Source organism: Promicromonospora sp. NPDC060271, assembly GCF_042726755.1.
Taxonomy (GTDB): Bacteria; Actinomycetota; Actinomycetes; order Actinomycetales; family Cellulomonadaceae; genus Promicromonospora.
Window position 1 is genome coordinate 1 of record NZ_JBHXBG010000126.1, and the last position, 16,721, is coordinate 16,721.

General features: G+C 72.9%; 15 protein-coding genes. 9 read left to right on the forward strand and 6 right to left on the reverse strand.

Annotated features, from left to right (window positions below):
• Positions 1 to 53: 53 nt before the first annotated feature.
• Positions 54 to 1,685 (reverse strand): citramalate synthase, encoded by a 1,632-nt coding sequence (gene cimA / locus ACFWE2_RS18125; protein WP_377225612.1) that lies wholly within the window; start codon positions 1,683 to 1,685, stop codon positions 54 to 56.
• 393 nt (positions 1,686 to 2,078) lie between these two features.
• Here cimA and ACFWE2_RS18130 point away from each other — a divergent pair, with 393 nt between their 5' ends.
• From ACFWE2_RS18130 to ACFWE2_RS18160, 7 genes are read left to right on the forward strand one after another with little or no spacing between them, the layout of a single operon-like run.
• Positions 2,079 to 3,278: an inositol-3-phosphate synthase gene (locus tag ACFWE2_RS18130; protein ID WP_377225613.1), complete on the forward strand. Its 1,200-nt coding sequence runs from the start codon at positions 2,079 to 2,081 to the stop codon at positions 3,276 to 3,278.
• A gap of 5 nt (positions 3,279 to 3,283) precedes the next feature.
• Positions 3,284 to 4,303, forward strand: coding sequence for an SCO3242 family prenyltransferase (locus tag ACFWE2_RS18135; protein ID WP_377225614.1), 1,020 nt, complete (start codon positions 3,284 to 3,286; stop codon positions 4,301 to 4,303).
• Positions 4,300 to 5,187, forward strand: coding sequence for a sugar phosphate isomerase/epimerase family protein (locus ACFWE2_RS18140; protein ID WP_377225615.1), 888 nt, complete (start codon positions 4,300 to 4,302; stop codon positions 5,185 to 5,187). Before ACFWE2_RS18135 ends, ACFWE2_RS18140 begins: the two co-directional genes overlap by 4 nt.
• Positions 5,184 to 5,861 carry an EboA domain-containing protein gene (locus tag ACFWE2_RS18145; RefSeq protein ID WP_377225616.1) on the forward strand — a complete coding sequence of 226 codons (678 nt, stop codon included), beginning with the start codon at positions 5,184 to 5,186 and terminating at the stop codon, positions 5,859 to 5,861. The genes ACFWE2_RS18140 and ACFWE2_RS18145 overlap by 4 nt, the downstream gene beginning before the upstream one ends.
• Positions 5,858 to 6,742 (forward strand): TatD family hydrolase, encoded by an 885-nt coding sequence (locus ACFWE2_RS18150; RefSeq protein ID WP_377225617.1) that lies wholly within the window; start codon positions 5,858 to 5,860, stop codon positions 6,740 to 6,742. The genes ACFWE2_RS18145 and ACFWE2_RS18150 overlap by 4 nt, the downstream gene beginning before the upstream one ends.
• A gap of 11 nt (positions 6,743 to 6,753) precedes the next feature.
• Positions 6,754 to 7,977 carry a metabolite traffic protein EboE gene (gene eboE, locus ACFWE2_RS18155; RefSeq protein ID WP_377225618.1) on the forward strand — a complete coding sequence of 408 codons (1,224 nt, stop codon included), beginning with the start codon at positions 6,754 to 6,756 and terminating at the stop codon, positions 7,975 to 7,977.
• Positions 7,974 to 9,374, forward strand: a complete 1,401-nt coding sequence (locus tag ACFWE2_RS18160) for an alkaline phosphatase family protein (RefSeq protein ID WP_377225619.1) — start codon at positions 7,974 to 7,976, stop codon at positions 9,372 to 9,374. The genes eboE and ACFWE2_RS18160 overlap by 4 nt, the downstream gene beginning before the upstream one ends.
• 8 nt (positions 9,375 to 9,382) lie before the next feature.
• On the opposite strand, the gene ACFWE2_RS18165 is transcribed toward ACFWE2_RS18160, so the two are convergent.
• Positions 9,383 to 9,682, reverse strand: a complete 300-nt coding sequence (locus tag ACFWE2_RS18165) for a hypothetical protein (protein WP_377225620.1) — start codon at positions 9,680 to 9,682, stop codon at positions 9,383 to 9,385.
• A gap of 32 nt (positions 9,683 to 9,714) precedes the next feature.
• The gene (locus ACFWE2_RS18170) at positions 9,715 to 10,812 is read right to left on the reverse strand and encodes a C2 family cysteine protease (RefSeq protein WP_377225621.1); all 1,098 of its coding nucleotides are present in this window, start codon (positions 10,810 to 10,812) and stop codon (positions 9,715 to 9,717) included.
• Between the two features lie 349 nt (positions 10,813 to 11,161).
• On the opposite strand from ACFWE2_RS18170, the gene ACFWE2_RS18175 reads away from it, so the two are divergent.
• Positions 11,162 to 11,662, forward strand: a complete 501-nt coding sequence (locus ACFWE2_RS18175; RefSeq protein ID WP_377225622.1) for a DUF6069 family protein — start codon at positions 11,162 to 11,164, stop codon at positions 11,660 to 11,662.
• An 82-nt stretch (positions 11,663 to 11,744) separates the two neighbouring features.
• Here the strand turns inward: ACFWE2_RS18175 and ACFWE2_RS18180 are convergent, their stop codons facing one another.
• The 3 genes from ACFWE2_RS18180 to ACFWE2_RS18190 form a co-directional block, all read right to left on the reverse strand.
• The gene (locus tag ACFWE2_RS18180; protein ID WP_377225623.1) at positions 11,745 to 13,511 is read right to left on the reverse strand and encodes a cellulase family glycosylhydrolase; all 1,767 of its coding nucleotides are present in this window, start codon (positions 13,509 to 13,511) and stop codon (positions 11,745 to 11,747) included.
• A 94-nt stretch (positions 13,512 to 13,605) separates the two neighbouring features.
• On the reverse strand, positions 13,606 to 14,265 hold the full coding sequence (locus tag ACFWE2_RS18185; RefSeq protein WP_377225624.1) for a response regulator: 660 nt from the start codon (positions 14,263 to 14,265) through the stop codon (positions 13,606 to 13,608).
• Entirely contained in the window at positions 14,262 to 15,683 is a 1,422-nt protein-coding gene (locus ACFWE2_RS18190) for a sensor histidine kinase (protein WP_377225625.1), read from the reverse strand. The genes ACFWE2_RS18185 and ACFWE2_RS18190 overlap by 4 nt, the downstream gene beginning before the upstream one ends.
• A 109-nt stretch (positions 15,684 to 15,792) precedes the next feature.
• Here ACFWE2_RS18190 and ACFWE2_RS18195 point away from each other — a divergent pair, with 109 nt between their 5' ends.
• Positions 15,793 to 16,647: a GAP family protein gene (locus tag ACFWE2_RS18195; protein WP_377225626.1), complete on the forward strand. Its 855-nt coding sequence runs from the start codon at positions 15,793 to 15,795 to the stop codon at positions 16,645 to 16,647.
• The last annotated feature ends 74 nt before the right edge of the window (positions 16,648 to 16,721 follow it).

Genomic DNA, 16,721 nt, shown 5'->3' on the forward strand with positions numbered 1-16,721 from the left:
TCCCTGGTGACACCCAGGAAGACTCGGACAGGCGCTCTACTTCGCGGACCCTGTTACGGGCGGGGCTCCACGCCCGACTTCAGGAGCCCGTACACGTACGCCTCCGTGACCGCCTCCCAGGCCGCCTCGACCACGTTGGGTCCGACGCCGACCGTCGACCACGAGTGCTCACCGTCGGTGGTCTCGATCAGCACCCGCGTGATCGCGTCGGTGCCGAGCTCCTGGTCGAGGATGCGTACCTTGAAGTCGATGAGCTCGAACCGGCTGAGCTCCGGGTAGACCCGGGACAGCCCGGTCCGCAGCGCGTGGTCCAGCGCGTTGACCGGCCCGTTGCCCTCGCCCGTCGTCACGATGCGCTCGCCGCCGGCCCAGATCTTCACGGTCGCCTCGGCCACCGCGACGGCGTCGGGGGCGTGGACCGACGGCGGCGCCGCGCCCGCCGGGACGGTCTCGATGATGGTCCGCCACGACTCCACCGTGTAGAACTCGGGGCGGCCACCCAGCTCTGACCGCAGCAACAGCTCGAACGACGCGTCGGCGGCCTCGTAGGTGTAACCGGCCGCCTCGTCCTCCTTGACGCGGTTCGTGACCCGGGACAGCAGCTCACCCTGGCCCGCGAGGTCGAAGCCGAGCTCGCGACCCTTGAGCTCGATCGAGGCCCGGCCGGCCATGTCGGACACCAGCATCCGCATGTCGTTGCCCACCAGCGTGGGGTCGGTGTGCTGGTACATGTCCGGGTCCACGCGGATGGCGCTGGCGTGCAGCCCGCCCTTGTGCGCGAACGCGCTCGCCCCGACGTACGGCTGGCGCGCGAAGGGCGAGATGTTGGTGATCTCGCTGATGGCGTGCGAGATCCGGGCGGCCTCCCGCAGGCCGCCGTCGGCCAGGAGGGACATGCCGGCCTTCAGCTCCAGGTTGGCGACGACGGTGACGAGGTCGGCGTTGCCCGTGCGCTCGCCGTACCCGTTGACGGTGCCCTGCACGTGCGTCGCACCCGCCTCGACCGCGGCGAGCGAGTTCGCGACGGCGCACCCGCTGTCGTTGTGCGCGTGCACGCCGAGCATCTGCTCCGGCCCGACGCCGGTCCGGGCGCGCAGCTCGCGCACCACCTCGCCGACCCAGGTCGGCAGCATCCCGCCGTTGGTGTCGCAGAGCGTGACGACCTCGGCCCCCGCCTCGAACGCGGTGGAGACGGCGCTCGTCGCGTAGTCGGCGTCGTGCCGGTAGCCGTCGAAGAAGTGCTCGGCGTCGAGGACCACGCGGCGGCCCTCCGCGACGAGGAAGCTCACTGTGTCGGCGATCATCGCGAGGTTCTCGGCGCGGGTCGTCTTCAGCGCCCGCTCCACGTGCCGCGCGTCCGACTTGGCGACGAGCGTCACGACGGGGGTCGCCGCGTCGAGCAGGGCGCGCACCTGCGGGTCGTCGCCCGCCCGGACCCCGGCGCGACGCGTCGCCCCGAACGCGGCCAGAACCGCGTTCTTCAGGGTGAGCTCGGTCGCCGCCCGCGCGAAGAAGTCGGTGTCCTTGGGGACCGCACCCGGCCAGCCGCCCTCGATGTAGCCGACGCCCAGCTCGTCGAGGAGCACCGCAATGGCGAGCTTGTCGGAGACGGAGAGGTTCATCCCCTCCTGCTGCGCGCCGTCGCGCAACGTCGTGTCGTACACCTGGAACGAGGCGGTGGTCATCGATGCTCCCAACGATGTGGCTGACGATGTGTCTGACGAGATGACTGCCCGCTGGAGCGGGGCTGACGGGCCAACAAAAAAAGACCCTCCGGGTGTGGAAGGTCTGCGCGTCCGGTGGGGTGTCGCCGGACGCGCTACGAAATGATGATCACCTGTCGCGGGGTGGAGCGCGGGGTCGTCATGCGGGTCATAGTGCCACAGCCGGACGGACGACGGAACCGGTGACCAGCAAGCGGACCAGCGGGCCGGCGGAGGCCTTCCGGGCCGCCCGCCCGGCGCCGGAGACGATGTCGGGCATCTCGCTTCTTGCGCGGATCTTTGAACTTTTGTTTGCTAATCGCCATAAGTCCGGATAGGTTGCTCGGGACGACGACGTCGAACCGGGGAGCGATGATGCACGACGCCTCTGCACGCCACGATGCAGCAGAACGCACGGGGATCTGGTTCGTCGGAGCCAGGGGCTCCGTGGCCAGTACCGCGACAGCCGGCCTCGCGGCCATCGCCGACGGGCAGTCCCCGCCGACGGGCTGCGTCACGGCGCGCGAACCCTTCGCCTCAGCGGGGCTGCCAGGGTTCGCCGACCTCGTGGTGGGCGGGCACGACATCTCCTCCGTCACCATGACGAAGCGGGCGGAGTGCCTCGTCGAGACGGGGATGATCCCGCCGCGGCTGCTCGCCGCGACGCACGACGCGCTCGAGCGGGCCGACGCCGAGGTGCGCCCAGGGTACGACCCGCACGAGGGCAAGGAGAACGCCTCGCAGCAGGCGGTCGCCGAACGTCTCGCGGCCGACATCGTCTCCTTCCGCGAGCGGCACGACCTGGCCCGGGTGGTGCTGGTCGACCTCTCCTCGACCGAGCCACCGGTCGTCCACGTGCCCGAGCACGACGACACCGACGCCCTGCTCACCGCCCTGGCCGACCCGACCCGCGCGGTGCTCCCGCCGTCCTCCGTCTCGGCGTACGCGGCGATCCTTGCCGGAGCCGCGTATGCCGCCTTCACGCCGTCGGCCGGCATGGGCATACCCGCCCTGGCCCGGCTCGCGCGCGAGCGCGGCATCCCCGTCGCGGGGCAGGACGGCAAGACCGGCCAGACCTGGCTGCGCACGGTCCTCGCCCCGGCGTTCGCCGCGCGCAACCTGAAGGTGCTGTCGTGGTCCGGCACCAACCTGCTGGGCGGCGGCGACGGCGCGACGCTCGCCGACCCGGACGCCGTCCGCAGCAAGCTCGCCACGAAGGCCCGTGGCCTGACAGCGCTGACGGGCAGCGAGACGACACCCCTGCACATCGACAACGTGCCCGACCTCGGGGACATCAAGGTCGCCTGGGACCACGTGCACGTCGAAGGCTTCCTCGGCTCGCGGCTCACGCTCCAGACCACCTGGAGCGCCCACGACTCGATGCTCGCCGCGCCGCTCGTGCTGGACCTGGCTCGCCTGCTCGCGCTCGCGCACGCCGCCGGGATCAGCGGGACCATCGAGGAGCTGGGGTTCTTCTTCAAGGATCCGTGGGGCTCCGACGTACACGACGCCGCCGAGCAGGCCCGCGCCCTCGAGGAATGGGTCCGTCGCACGTCGGCGCAGGTCCGACGATGAGCCCGGTGCCGGAACCCCGGTTCGCACCCCGCTTCGACCCACCGCTCGGCGACGCGTCGGACGAGCCCGCCCGGTCCGCGCCACGACGTCTGCCCGGTGCCCGGCCGACCCTCCGGGACCTCGGCGAGCTGGTCCGGGCGCCCGCCGCGCTCAGCGTGGTCGGCGACTCCCTGGCCGGGCTCGCGGCGGCCCGCGCGGGGACGCCGACGGCGCTCCGGGGCCGCCACGTCCTGCTCCCCGTCGCGTCGGCCTGCCTCTACCTGGGCGGCATGGCGCTGAACGACTACGCCGACCGCGACCTGGACGCCGTCGAGCGCCCCGAACGGCCCATCCCCTCCGGCCGGGTCACGCCGCGCGGTGCGCTGGCGGTAGGCGCGGCGCTCACCGCGGCCGGCGTGACGGCGGCGGGCATCGCGGGCGGACGCCGGGCCCTGGCGGTCGCCGTACCGCTCGCCGCCTGTGTGTGGACCTACGACCTGGTCGCCAAGGACCACCCCACGGGGCCGTTCGTCATGGCCGCGTGCCGCGGGCTGGACGTGCTGCTCGGCGCGACGCCCGGGCGCACGCGGTCCGCGTTCCCGGCCGCGGCGGGCCTCGCCGCCCACACGCTCGGCGTCACGGTGCTCTCGCGCGGCGAGGTGCACGGCACGACCACGCAGGTCGCGGGCAGCGTCGCCGTCGGAACCCTCGCGGGGGCTGCCGCTGCCGCCGCCACCGCGCCCGCCGCGGGCCGGGTCACCACCGGCCGCCGCGCCGCCGCCCGCTGGACCACCGTCGCCGCTGCGAGCGCCTACGCCGCGGCCTGCCTGCCCGCGCAGGTCCGCGCGGCGGTCACACCCACCGCCGGCAACGCCCGGACCGCCACGCGGTCCGGGATCCAGGCGATGGTGCCGCTCCAGGCCACCTGGGCGGCCCGTTCAGGCGGCCTCGGCACGACGGCGCTCCTGGCCGGCGTCGCCGCCGTCGGCTACGGGCTGCGGTTCATGGGCCGCGCTCGCGGCAAGGCAGGGGTGAGCATCACATGAGGCCACCGTTCCTGCTCGGCTACGGCACCAACGGCTTCGGCGACCACCCCCTGCACCAGGCGCTCGACGTGCTCGACGACGTCGGGTACGACGCGGTGGCGCTCACCCTCGGCTTTCCGCACCTCGACCCGTTCGCGCCCCTGGCCGGCGACGACGTCACCGCGCTCCGCGCCCACCTCGCGCGGATGCGCGGCGGCGCGGGTGCGGCGGTGGTCGTGGAGACCGGCACCCGGTACCTGCTCGACCCGCTGCACAAGCACCGGCCGACGCTCGTCGACCGGGACGCCACGCTGCGCATGCGCTACCTCGAACGGGCCATCGAGATCGCAGCGGACCTCGACGCCCGCTGCGTCTCGTTCTTCTCGGGGATCCTGCCGGACGACGCCGCGCCGGGCGACGGCTGGGCGAGGCTCCGCGACCGCGTCCCGGCACTCGTGGAGTACGCAGGGGAGCGCGGGGTGCGGCTCGCGGTCGAGCCGGAGCCGGGCATGCTCGTGGAGACCGTCGACGACGCCCTGCGGCTCCTGTCCGACGTCGGCATGCCGCCCGAGCTGGGGATCACCGTCGACGTAGGGCACTGCCTCGTCGTGGAGCCCGACGGCGTGGAGGGTGCGCTCCGCGCCGCTGCGCCGTACCTGAGCAACGTGCAGCTCGACGACATGCCGCGCACGCACCACGAGCACAGGCCGTTCGGCGAGGGCGCCGTCGACCTGCCGATGGTGCTCGCCACCCTCGCCGACGTCGGGTACACGGGGGTCGCCGCCGTCGAGCTGCCCCGTCACTCGCACGACGCCCCGCGGCTCGCCCTCGACAGCCGTGCGGCCCTGATGCGGGCGTGGGGCGCCGTCATCGGCATGCCCACCGGAGAAAGGACCGGGTCATGAACGCAGACCTCCCCGTCGGCCAGGCGGGTTCGGACTGGCTGTCCGCGGCCCTTGCCGAGGTGGCCCGCGACCCCGACAGCATCACCCGCGCGTTCGCGTTCGCCGCCCGCCGGGTGGGTCGTGCGCCGCTGCGGCCCGACACCGACCCGTCCGGCGTCGTGCACGGCACCGTGGACGACGCCGCCCGGGCGGCCCTCGTCGTCGCGCTGGCGGACGCGGTGGGCACCGGTCCGGACTGCGCGGACCGCCTGACCGCCCTCTACCGGCAGGGCGACGCCGCCGAGCGGCGCGGTGTGCTGCGCGGCCTCGACGCGCTGACGGAGCGGGGCGGCCTGGGCAGCCCTGATACCGATACCGACGCCGGGGCGCTCGTCGCGGCAGGCCTCGACCTCGCGGCGGACGCGCTGCGCACCAACGACCCGAGCCTCGTGGCGGCCGCCGTCGGCCCGTTCGGGGCCCGGTGCCTGGACCAGCACACCTGGCGGCACGCGGTCCTCAAGCTCGTCTTCCAGGGCGTGAGCCTCGACGCCGTCAGCAACCTGGACGCCCGGGCCGACGCCGAGCTGGACCGCATGGCCCGCGACTTCGCGGCCGAGCGCCGGGCCGCGGGACGCCCCGTACCCACCGACCTCGACCGGCTCACCACCACCCGGCTCAGCAGCACGAAGGAGTGACGTTGCGCATCCTCGACCCCCACATCCACATGACGAGCCGCACCACCGACGACTACGAGGCCATGTACGCCGCCGGCGTGCGCGCCGTCGTCGAGCCCGCGTTCTGGCTCGGCCAGCCGCGCACCAGCGTGGGCTCGTTCACCGACTACTTCGACTCCCTGCTCGGCTGGGAGAGGTTCCGGGCCGCGCAGTTCGGCATCCGGCACCACGCGACCATCGCGCTCAACCCGAAGGAGGCGAACGACCCGCGCTGCCGCGAGGTGCTCGCCGAGATCCCCCGCTACCTGCTCAAGGACGGCGTCGTGGCCGTCGGCGAGGTCGGCTACGACTCCATGACGCCCGAGGAGGACGAGGTGTTCGCCGCCCAGCTCCGGATGGCGCACGAGGCCGAGCTCCCCGTCCTGGTGCACACCCCGCACCGCGACAAGCTCGCCGGCACGCGCCGCACCCTCGACGTGGTGCGGGAGTCCGGTCTGGCACCCGAGCGGGTGCTCGTGGACCACCTGAACGAGACCAACGTGGCGCTGGTGCGCGACGCCGGGGCCTGGGCCGGGTTCTCCATCTACCCCGACACCAAGATGGACGAGCACCGCATGGTCGCCCTGCTCAAGGAGTACGGGACGGAGCGCATGATCGTGAACTCCGCCGCCGACTGGGGCCGCTCCGACCCGCTGAAGACCGCGAAGACCGGCCGGGCGATGCTCGCCGCCGGCTTCTCCGAGGACGACGTCGACCAGGTGCTCTGGCGCAACCCCGTCGCGTTCTACGGGCAGTCCGGCAACCTCGTGCTCGATCCCGTCCCCGGGTTCACCGAGGGGGCGCCGCCCACCCCCGGCGTCGAGTTCGAGGGCTCGTCCGTGCTGCGCGGCGCGCGAGCCTGAGGGGACCGAGGATGCTGCTCTCCTACTGCACCAACGTGCACCCGTCCGAGGACCTCGACGGGGTCGTCGACCAGCTCGCCCGCTACTCCGGCCCGGTGCGCGAGGCCGCGGGCCTCGACACGCTCGGCGTCGGCCTGTGGCTGCCCGCCGAGCTGGCCCACCGCCTCGACTCGTCCGCCGACGACCGGGAACGACTGCGCGCGGCGCTCGCCGAGCACCGGCTCCAGGTGCACACCCTGAACGCCTTCCCCTACGGCGGCTTCCACCGCGAGGTGGTCAAGCTCGCCGTCTACTCCCCCACCTGGGCCGAGCGCGCCCGCCTCGACTACGTGCTCGCCTGCGCGCGCGTGCTGGCCGGCCTGCTGCCCGACGGCGCCTCCGGGTCCATCTCGACCCTGCCCCTGGCCTGGCGCGCGCCCTGGACCCGCGCCGACGACGACGAGGCGACCAAGGCGTTCGCCACGCTCTCGGCCGAGCTGCGGGCGCTCGCCGAGCGCACCGGCCGCACGGTCCGGGTCGCCGTCGAGCCCGAGCCGGGCTGCGTGCTCGACACGGTGGACGACGTCGTCGCGTGGCTCGCCGCGCGGACCGGTCAGGAGTGGCCCGAGGACCGCCGCATCGACCCCGAGTACATCGGCGTCTGCCTCGACACGTGCCACCTGGCGGTGTCGTTCGCCGACCCGGCGGGCGCCGTCCGGCGGATCACGGACGCGGGCCTGCGCGTGGTGAAGGTGCAGGCGTCCGCGGCCCTGGAGGTCGCGGACCTGTCGGCGCCGGGCGCGCGGGACGCCGTCGGACGGTTCGTCGAGAAGCGCTACCTGCACCAGGTGCGCGAGCTCACGGGATCCGGTGACGTGCTGGCCTCCGACGACCTGCCCGTCGCGCTCGGCGACACCGAGCGGCGGCCTGGCCTGCCGGGCGAGGGGCCGTGGCGCGTGCACTTCCACGTGCCGCTGCACCACGAGCCCGCGCCGCCGCTCACCGCGACGACCCAGGTGCTGCGCGACGCCGTCGCCGCCGTCCGGGCCGCGCCGCACGGCGCCGAGGCGCACCTCGACGTCGAGACCTACACGTGGTCGGTCCTGCCGCCCGACGTGCTGCCCGACGGCGCCGACGAGCTCGTCACCGGGATCGCCGCCGAGCTGCGCTGGGCGCGGGAGAACCTGCTCGTCCGCGCGGACGTCACCGCTGTCTCCACCGCCACCGCCACCGCCACGGAAGGAACGTACGCATGAGGCCCGTCCTGCTGCTCGACGTCGTCGGGCTCACCGCCCGCGCGCTGGCCCGGATGCCACGGCTGCGGCGCCTGTCCGCGGCGGGCTGGCAGTCCGAGCTCGCCACCGTGCTGCCCGCTGTGACGTGCAGCGTGCAGTCGACGATGCTCACCGGGCTGATGCCCGCCGAGCACGGGATCGTCGGCAACGGCTGGTACTTCCGTGAGCTGGGCGACGTGTACCTCTGGCGGCAGCACAACAAGCTGGTCGGGGGCGAGAAGATCTGGGAGGCGGGCCGCAGGCACGACGCGATGTACACGGCCGACAACGTCTGCTGGTGGTACGCGATGGGCATGACCACCGACGTCACCGTCACGCCTCGCCCGATCTACCACGCGGACGGGCGCAAGTCCCCCGACGCGTACGTCCGGCCCGCGGCGCTGCACGACGACCTGGTGGGCCGGTTCGGCGACTTCCCGCTGTTCACCTACTGGGGTCCTACGGCGTCCATCGCCTCGTCACGGTGGATCGTCGACGTGACCAGGCACCTGCTGCGGACCCGGAAGGCCCAGCTCACCACGGCGTACGTGCCGCACCTCGACTACGACCTGCAGCGGTTCGGGCCCGAGTCGCCCGAGGCTGACCGGGCGGCGGCCGAGCTCGACGTCGTGCTGACCCCGCTCCTCGACGACGCCGAGGCCGCCGGCGTGACCGTCGTCGTCGTGTCGGAGTACGGCATCGGGCCCGCGAACCAGCCGGTCGACATCAACCGGATCCTGCGGCGCGAGGGCTTCCTCGAGGTCTACACGCAGGACGGCCGTGAACAGCTCGACCCGTGGACGTCGCGCGCCTTCGCCGTGGCCGACCACCAGGTGGCGCACGTGTACGTCGACGACGCCTCGGACCTGAAGCGGGTGGCTGACCTGCTGCGCGGCGTGCCCGGCGTCGACGACGTGCTCGACCGCGAGGCGCAGGCGAAGTACGGGCTGGACCACGAGCGGGCGGGCGAGCTGGTCGTCGTGGCCGAGCCGGGCGCCTGGTTCACCTACTACTACTGGCTCGACGACGACCGCGCGCCCGAGTTCGCGCGCGGCGTCGACATCCACCGCAAGCCCGGCTACGACCCCGCCGAGCTGTTCTTCGACCCCGCCGATCCCCTGGCCAAGGCGAAGGCGGGCCTGAACCTGGTGCGCAAGAAGCTCGGCCTGCGGTACGCCATGAGCACCACGCCGCTCGACGCGTCGTACGTGCGCGGCACGCACGGCCGTCTGCCCGACTCGTCAGCGGACACGCCGCTCGTGCTGTGCTCGGACGCGGACGTCCCGGCGTCGGTGGCCCGCTGGGTCGACGACGACGCCGGCCAGGTCCCGGCGTCCGCCGTCAAGGAGCTGGTCCTGGACCTCCAGGGCCTCCGCTAGGGCGTCGTTCAGGACCCGCGGGGGACGTGGCGGACCAGGACGGCGCTCTTCTCCTTCGGGTCACGACCGCCCTCGACGCCGACGAGCTCGAGCTCGCCCTCGTCGAACAGGTCCACCCGCTGACCGACCTCGACGTCCGACTGGGCGTGGCGGCCGTCGTCGGCGCGCACGAGCAGGCGCGCCGTCGGCACGCCGTGGCGAGGGCCGGCGATCATCACGCCGATCCGTGTGGTCCCGATCCGCATCTGGGCGCTCTGCCGCACGCGCACGGGTCCCGTACCCGGGGTGGCGAGTCCTTCGTCGGACATGGCAGCTCCTTCCGCTCGGGCAGTGAGGTCCGTCATTTCGTCCGCTCACCGTAGGTCACGGAGTCGAAGTTCTTGTAGAACTCCTCGGCCGACATCGTCAGCGTGCCGGGCTTCGAGTGGCCGTCCGAACCGGTACCGCCGGTCGGCCCCCACGGGTTGACCAGGGTGATCGTCTTGCCGTCCTCCGAGACGCCCTGCACCGTGTACACGTGGTTGCCCACCACCTTGTTGTCCGGAGGCGGGTCGCCGAACCAGCCACCGCCGTCCGGCGATGCGGCGACGACGGGCTCACCGTTCTTCACGCGCTCGCCGATGGACTGGAGGCTTGGCGGGTCCTCCCACGGCAGGGCCGGGTCGAGCGACTCGCTCGAGGTGTCCTTGCCGGTGATCATCTCCAGCGCCGTCTCGGCACTGTCGTAGTTCATGTCCTCGTACTCACCGCCCATGTACACCGCTGCCGCCTTCTCGTAGACCGTGATCCACGAGGCCTTGCCGTTCGGGTCACCCGCGGCGTTCTCGTACGCGGTGTCCTCGACGGTGATGTGCACGGGTTCGCCGTCCCGGTAGAACGTCACGGTATAGGTGCCGTCCTGGGCGTTGTACTTGATGTGGTCCTGGATCCACTTCGGGTTGCTCTCGGCCACGGCGCCCGCGGACGCGAGGAACCAGCAGTCCGCGAGCCGCCCCTGGTCGATCTTGCTCGCGTCGATCGCCGCTTCGTCGAGCGGCACCTGGCCGATGTCCTCGACCTTGCCCATGTCGCCGGCCGCGCCCTCCGGCTCCTTCTCCTTGCTGCCCTGCCCCTCGGACGAGCTCCCGTCGGTCCCCTCCGGGATGCCCGAGGGCCCGCCGCCCCCGTCGTAGGACGCGCTGGTCTGCTCCTGCGCGTCCGCGTTGGCGACCGCCTTCGCCCCCGCGGCCGCGATCGCCTGCGCCACGGCCAGGAGCGCGACCGCGTGGCGCACCTGCCACTCGTTGACGAACTCCTCGTGGTCCTGTCCGGACCACTGGACCGACGTCACGGCATCGGTGAGCTGCCCGACCGCAAGCTCGAGGGTCTCGCCGTGCCGCTCCATCGCGGTGCCCAGCGCCCGCAGCGCCTCGACGTCTGCGCCGTACATCTCGCTCATACCAACACCTCCACGTGCAGAGAATAGGGCTTGCGGAGCGCCAGGCACCAGGAATGCTGCGCGCGGTAGCGCACGCAGTGCGACCTGCGCCGATGCCTGCCGCCGGGGGCGTACGGGCGGCCCGGGGAACAACTGCACAGACCGTAGCGATCGCGCCACGCGGGCACCATGGGGACCACTACCCACGTTCGTCCTGTTGCGACTGCGCGCTCCATTCGGTTCCATGGTGGAGTGGGACAAAGGGCTCACAACCGGGAGGTACACCATGAGTGACCCGAACCGCCCCTACGGGCAGGAGTATGGGGAGCAGCCGCCGCCGGTCCACCCGCCGCCTGCTCAGGCCCCGGGAATGCCCACCCAGGCGGTCGGGCAGACGCCCGACGAAGCACACGTGCAGCCGGTCACGTCCGGCACCGAGGACCCGCGGCTCGGCCTCGAGGTCGGCCGGTTCTGGGCGGGTGCGCTGGCGACGATGCTCGTGGCGGCTCTCATCGGGCTGGCCGCCGACTTCATCCTCGAGGAGGTCCTCAACCTCGAGGTCCAGGCACAGGCGGACCTGTTCGGCACCGGGTCCGACATGCTGGCCTGGGTGGTGGCGGGCGCGCTGTTCGCCCTGGTGGCGGCGATAGTGCTCTACCTGCTCGTCATGAGCACGCCGCGGCCGAGGTCGTTCTTCGGCTGGGTCGTCGCCCTGGCCACGGTGATCCTCGCGATGGTGCCCTTCGCGGGCGAGTTCGATATCGTCCCGGCCATCCTCGCGGCGATCGTCTGGGTAGTCATCGGCTGCGCGGTCTGGTCCCTCCTGACGGGAACCCTGAGCCGCACAGTAGTCCGCCGCACAACCGCCTGACCCTCGTTGAGTGCGTGGTATTTGCCCCGCCAGCCGGTCTGACGGGGCAAATATCACGCACTCAACGATGCCCGCGGGTCGGTCAGGGGGTGCCCGTTACCTGGGTTCCGGTCTTCGTCAGGGTGTAGGTCACCGTGTCGCCGCTCCAGAAGTGGAAGGTCAGGTTGACCGTCCCGTCGTTCACCTCGGCGAAGAAGGCCGGGGTGAGGCGGATGGTCCCGGCCGGGTAGTCCGGCGCGAACGCCACGTCGAACTCCTTGTACGACGTCCAGCTGTGCGGTCCGGCGTTGGTCCCGTCGGCGTACTTCGCCTCCATCGTCGCGAGCTGGTCGCCCGTGAACGACGTCGGGATCGCGAACGATCCGGTGGTGCCCGACGCGCCCTGGAGCACGGGCGTCTCCTGGTTGAGGATGCGCACGGTCCACGGCACGCCGCTCGAGTACCTGACCACCAGCTCGTCGGCCGGGCCTGGCGTGCGGTCCCCCGCGAGCCGTTCCAGGAGGGCCGCCGACAGCGTGAGCTCATCGCCCGTGAGCGTGTAGTCGCTCCCCGCCACCAGCTCCGCGCCGTCGTGCAGGAGGGCGTCGAAGGTGGTGCCGTTCGGGTTGAGGGTCAGGCTCTGGGCACCGATGGTGCCCGAGGCGGGCACGAACACCAGGTCCGACGACGCCGTCCCGGACCGCTCCGTCCAGCTCGACGAGATCTGGTCGAACAGCGCCTGGTCCCGCCACCGGTACGCGGTGCGGTCGAAGTGCTGGCCGTTGTCCCACAGCATGGTCGTGAAGCCGCGCTGCCTGGCCGCGTGACCGAAGAACTCGAAGAACTTCAGCTTCTCGCCCTGCTCGACGGTCCCGGTGTGCCGGTCGAACCCGAGGAGCCCGTACTCCCCGATGACCACGGGCACACCGCGGGCGGTGAACGCGGCGTGCACCCGGTCGAACTGGTCGGTCAGGTTCTGCTGCACCTCCGCGTTGAACCGCGTGTACCCGGCGACGTTCACGCTGAACGGCCAGAACCCGTAGTTGTGCACGGTGGCGATGAGGTTCGGGTCGTCCAGAGCGGCGATCTCCGCGGCCAGCGCGTCGAGCTGGGCCGGGTCGGACCCTGTGTGCAGGGTCGGCAGCACCAGCGGCCGGACGGCGTTCCGGCCGCCGGAGCCGCGCACGATCTCGTGGAACACGCTGTTGAGCTCGGCCAGCAGCTCGAGCTCGGCGGCCTCTCCCGCGCTGTTCGCGAACTGCGGCTCGTTGATGCTCTCGAACTGGAGGCGGGTGCTGGTGTCGCGGAACCGGTCGGCGACCTGGGTCCAGGTGTCGCTGTAGCGGTCGAGCACGGCGTCGTGGTTCGTCGGCATCGTGTTCACCCACTGCCAGGAGTCGTGATGGATGTTGATCATCACGTGGAAGCCGTCGTCGAGCGCCCAGCCCACGACCTCCTCGACGCGGTCGAGATAGGCCGGGTCGATCGTGTGGTCCGGAGCGCCGCCCTGGTGCTGGCCCCAGGTCACGGGGATACGGATGCTCTTGAAACCCTGGGCACGGATCTGGTCCAGGAACTCCTCGGTGACGCGTGGGTTGCCCCACGACGTCTCGTCGCTGCCGGTCGAGTCGAAGGTGTTGCCGAGGTTCCAGCCCGGCTGCATGTCGGCGGCGATGTCCGCGATGCTGTGCTTGCACCTGGGGCTGTGCCGGTGCTTGCTCTTGTGCTTGTCCGTGGCGTGCGTCTGGCCGGCCGCGCTGCCGGGCTCGGGGGCGGTGGTCGTCGCGGCTCCGGCCGCCGGGGCGACCGAGGCGAAGGTCAGTGCGAGGCCGGCGACAATGCCGGCCAGGGTGCGCGCAGTTCTCTGCATGACGAGGCCTTTCTCGTGTGCACCTGTGGGAACGCTCCCATGCTGGGGGCGCCCAGGAGTGAAGTCAATAGCCGGACGCAAGCGCTTCGATGATCTATGCGAGACCCGCGTCGCGGGCCGCGATCGCGGCCTGGACCCGGGACGTGACGCCGAGCTTGGCGAGCACTCGTGACACATGGGTCTTCGCGGTGGCCTCACTGATCACCAGCTCGGCGGCGAGCTCGGCGTTCGACAGGCCGCACCCGAGACCGGCCAGCACGTCGCGTTCCCGCGGTGTCAGGTCGGCGGGCAGGGACCGCACGGGACCGCCCCGGCCGCCCGCGCCGTTCCCGTCGTGCGGTTCCGCCAGCTTCGCGATGAGCCGCCGGGTCACCTCCGGTGCCACGACGCCGTCGCCCGCCGCGACGTGGCGTACCGCGTCGACCAGCGCCGTCGCCTCAGCGGTCTTCAGGAGGAAGCCGGCGGCCCCGGCCCGCAGCGCGCCGAACACGTACTCGTCCAGGTCGAACGTCGTGAGCACGAGGACCTCGGCCAGGCCCTCCTCGACGATCTGCCGGGTCGCGGACACGCCGTCGGTCCCCGGCATCCGGACGTCCATGAGGACGACGTCGGGCCGCAGCGCCCGCGCGTTCGCCACGGCGACCGCGCCGTCACCGGCCTCGCCGATCACCTCGATGTCGCCGGCGGTCGCGAGCAGCATGCGCAGGCCCGCGCGGATGGCCGCATGGTCGTCGGCGAGCAGGACGCGGATCATGCGTGCAGCCCCGGGATCGCCCGGTCCGACGGGGCGGGCTCGGCCGCCGCGCTGCCCGCCGCTCTGTCCGCCGCTCCGTCCGGCGCGCTGTCCGGCGCGCTGTCCGTCGCCCTGTCCGCCGCGCTGTCCGGCGCTCTGTCCGGCGCGCTGTCCGGCAGCGGCAGGATCGCCCGGACCCGCCAGCCGCCGCCGGCGGAGTCCTCCGCCGGCCCGGCGGCGAACGCGCCGCCCAGCGACTCGACCCGCTCCCGCATCGACACCAGGCCGAGGCCGGTCCCCGCGCCGACGTCGGCCGGGCCGGGGGCAGGACCGCCAGGACGGACGCCGTCGTCGCGCACCTCGAGCTCCAGCGTGTCGGCCACCGCGACGCGCACCTCCACGCCGGCACCACCGTGCTTGAGCACGTTTGTCAGCGACTCCCGCACGACGCGGTACACCGCGTGGTCCACCGCCGCGGGCAGGACCGTGCCGCCGGTCAGCACACCGCCGGGATCGGTCACCGCGAGGTCTACTCCCGCGAGCCGCACCTGCTCCAGCACGGGCGGCAGCTGCGCGACGCGCGGTGCGGCCAGCAGGTCGGAGCCGCCGCCCGGCGCTCCGGTGGAGCCAGCGGAGAGCACCCGGATCATGGCCTGCATGTCCTGCAGCGAGGCGAGGCTCTCGGCGCGGATGCTGCGCAGCGCCGCGCGGTCCCGTTCGGGCTCCGGCGCCCCCGCGAGCGCCGCACCGGACGTGATGGTGATCGCGGAGAGGTGCGAGGCGACGACGTCGTGCAGGTCGCGGGCGACCGAGGTGCGCTCGGCGCGGACGGCGTCGTGCCGGGCGGCCTCGGAGAGGCTGAGGAGCGCGGTGCCCCGCTCGCGCTCGAGCCGCGCCAGCTCCTGCGCGGCCGCGGTGAGCTCCCTGCCCTGCCGGACGTTCGCACCCCACCACATCGGCATGACCAGGAGGGTGACCGCCTGGAGCCCGGCGAGGATCGCGAACCTCGCCTCGCCGGTGACCTCGCCGACCACGATCATCGAGGCGAGCGAGACGACACCGACGCCGATCGCCGTGACCCGGCGCGCCACCGGGCGACCGTGGAGGTGCACCGCGTACAGCGCCTCCCACAGCACCACGAGCAGGCCGACGCTGCCGCCGAGCGCCAGGTCCGCGCCGAACGCGACGATCACGACGCCGAGCGACCCGAGCGGGTGGAACCGGCGCCACATCAGCGCGGCGCAGCCGACGACCGCGGGAACGACGAACCACCACGACGACACGCCGGCCAGGCCGCTCCACGACGTCCGGACCAGGCCGAGCGCGTCAAGCGCGAGCGCGACGGCCAGGAGCCCGAGGGCCGTGATGGCGTCCCCGCGCCGGTCCTCGGCCATGACCGCCTTGACGATCGGCGCGAGCAGGTCGGCGGTGCGGGACATGCCACCATCTCAGCACGTGGAGGAGCGGCGCGTGTCATCCGAAGGATGTATCGCCGTCTCGGCGCTTCGGCCGATGCGCCCGCACGGGGCCTGCACCAGGCTTTGCCGCATGGACTTCTTCTCCGCCGAGCTGACGGGCGCCGCGCTGATCGGCGCCCTGGCCGTGCTCGCCCTCATCGACTCGACGAGCTTCGGGACCCTGCTCATCCCCGTGTGGCTGCTCATGTCGCCCGGGCGGGTGCGCGTGGGCCGGATGCTCGTCTACCTCGGGTCGATCGCCGGGTTCTACGCGCTGGTCGGACTGGTGATCCTGCTCGGCGCCGACGCCCTGAGCGACACGTTGAGCACCCTGTCCAGCACCCGCCCGTTCCTCGTCGCGCAGCTCGTGCTCGGCGCAGCGCTCTTCGCGTGGAGCTTCAAGCTCGACCCGGTGGGCGGCAAGAAGCCGACGGAACCGGCGGGGGCGCCGGGGGCGGCGGGTACACCGGGGGCGGCGGGGGCGGCCACCCCGGCAGACGGCGCTGCGCCGGCCGGTGCGGCGGACGGCCAGGTGGCCGCGCCGGCCGTCACCGAGACGGGCCGGGCCGGGCGCCTGAGCCGCTGGCGCGAACGGGTGCTCGGCAGCGAGTCCGGCAGCGGGCGGGCGCTCGCTGCCCTCGCGATCGGGGCCGGGCTCGTCGAGGTCGCGACGATGCTCCCCTACCTCGCGGCGCTCGGCCTGATCGGGACGCAGGGCCCGGCCTGGCCGGTGTCGGGCCTGTGGATCCTCGGGTACTGCCTGGTCATGGTCGCGCCGGCCCTCGTACTGACGGCGGCGCGGGTGTTCGCGGCGCGGCTCGTGGAACGGCCGCTCGGCCGGCTGGACGGCTGGCTGACCAAGAACGCGGCGAGCACCACCGCGTGGGTGGTGGGGATCGTGGGGTTCCTCGTGGCGCGCGACGCGATCGGCCGCCTCTGGACCTGACAGTCCCGCGAAGTAGAGCGTAGGTCCGGACACCCGCTCTACCTCGGCGCACCAGGAGTGCCGAGGTAGAGCGG

Excerpts from the sequence above, each read along its gene's own strand:
- ACFWE2_RS18130 (WP_377225613.1), top strand. The coding sequence starts at position 2,079 with ATGCACGACGCCTCTGCACGCCACGATGCAGCAGAACGCACGGGGATC.
- ACFWE2_RS18195 (WP_377225626.1), top strand. The coding sequence starts at position 15,793 with ATGGACTTCTTCTCCGCCGAGCTGACGGGCGCCGCGCTGATCGGCGCC.
- ACFWE2_RS18190 (WP_377225625.1), bottom strand. The coding sequence starts at position 15,683 with ATGTCCCGCACCGCCGACCTGCTCGCGCCGATCGTCAAGGCGGTCATG.
- eboE (WP_377225618.1), top strand. The coding sequence starts at position 6,754 with ATGCTGCTCTCCTACTGCACCAACGTGCACCCGTCCGAGGACCTCGAC.
- ACFWE2_RS18170 (WP_377225621.1), bottom strand. The coding sequence starts at position 10,812 with ATGAGCGAGATGTACGGCGCAGACGTCGAGGCGCTGCGGGCGCTGGGC.
- ACFWE2_RS18180 (WP_377225623.1), bottom strand. The coding sequence starts at position 13,511 with ATGCAGAGAACTGCGCGCACCCTGGCCGGCATTGTCGCCGGCCTCGCA.
- ACFWE2_RS18140 (WP_377225615.1), top strand. The coding sequence starts at position 4,300 with ATGAGGCCACCGTTCCTGCTCGGCTACGGCACCAACGGCTTCGGCGAC.
- ACFWE2_RS18165 (WP_377225620.1), bottom strand. The coding sequence starts at position 9,682 with ATGTCCGACGAAGGACTCGCCACCCCGGGTACGGGACCCGTGCGCGTG.
- cimA (WP_377225612.1), bottom strand. The coding sequence starts at position 1,685 with ATGACCACCGCCTCGTTCCAGGTGTACGACACGACGTTGCGCGACGGC.
- ACFWE2_RS18145 (WP_377225616.1), top strand. The coding sequence starts at position 5,184 with ATGAACGCAGACCTCCCCGTCGGCCAGGCGGGTTCGGACTGGCTGTCC.
- ACFWE2_RS18185 (WP_377225624.1), bottom strand. The coding sequence starts at position 14,265 with ATGATCCGCGTCCTGCTCGCCGACGACCATGCGGCCATCCGCGCGGGC.
- ACFWE2_RS18160 (WP_377225619.1), top strand. The coding sequence starts at position 7,974 with ATGAGGCCCGTCCTGCTGCTCGACGTCGTCGGGCTCACCGCCCGCGCG.
- ACFWE2_RS18175 (WP_377225622.1), top strand. The coding sequence starts at position 11,162 with ATGCCCACCCAGGCGGTCGGGCAGACGCCCGACGAAGCACACGTGCAG.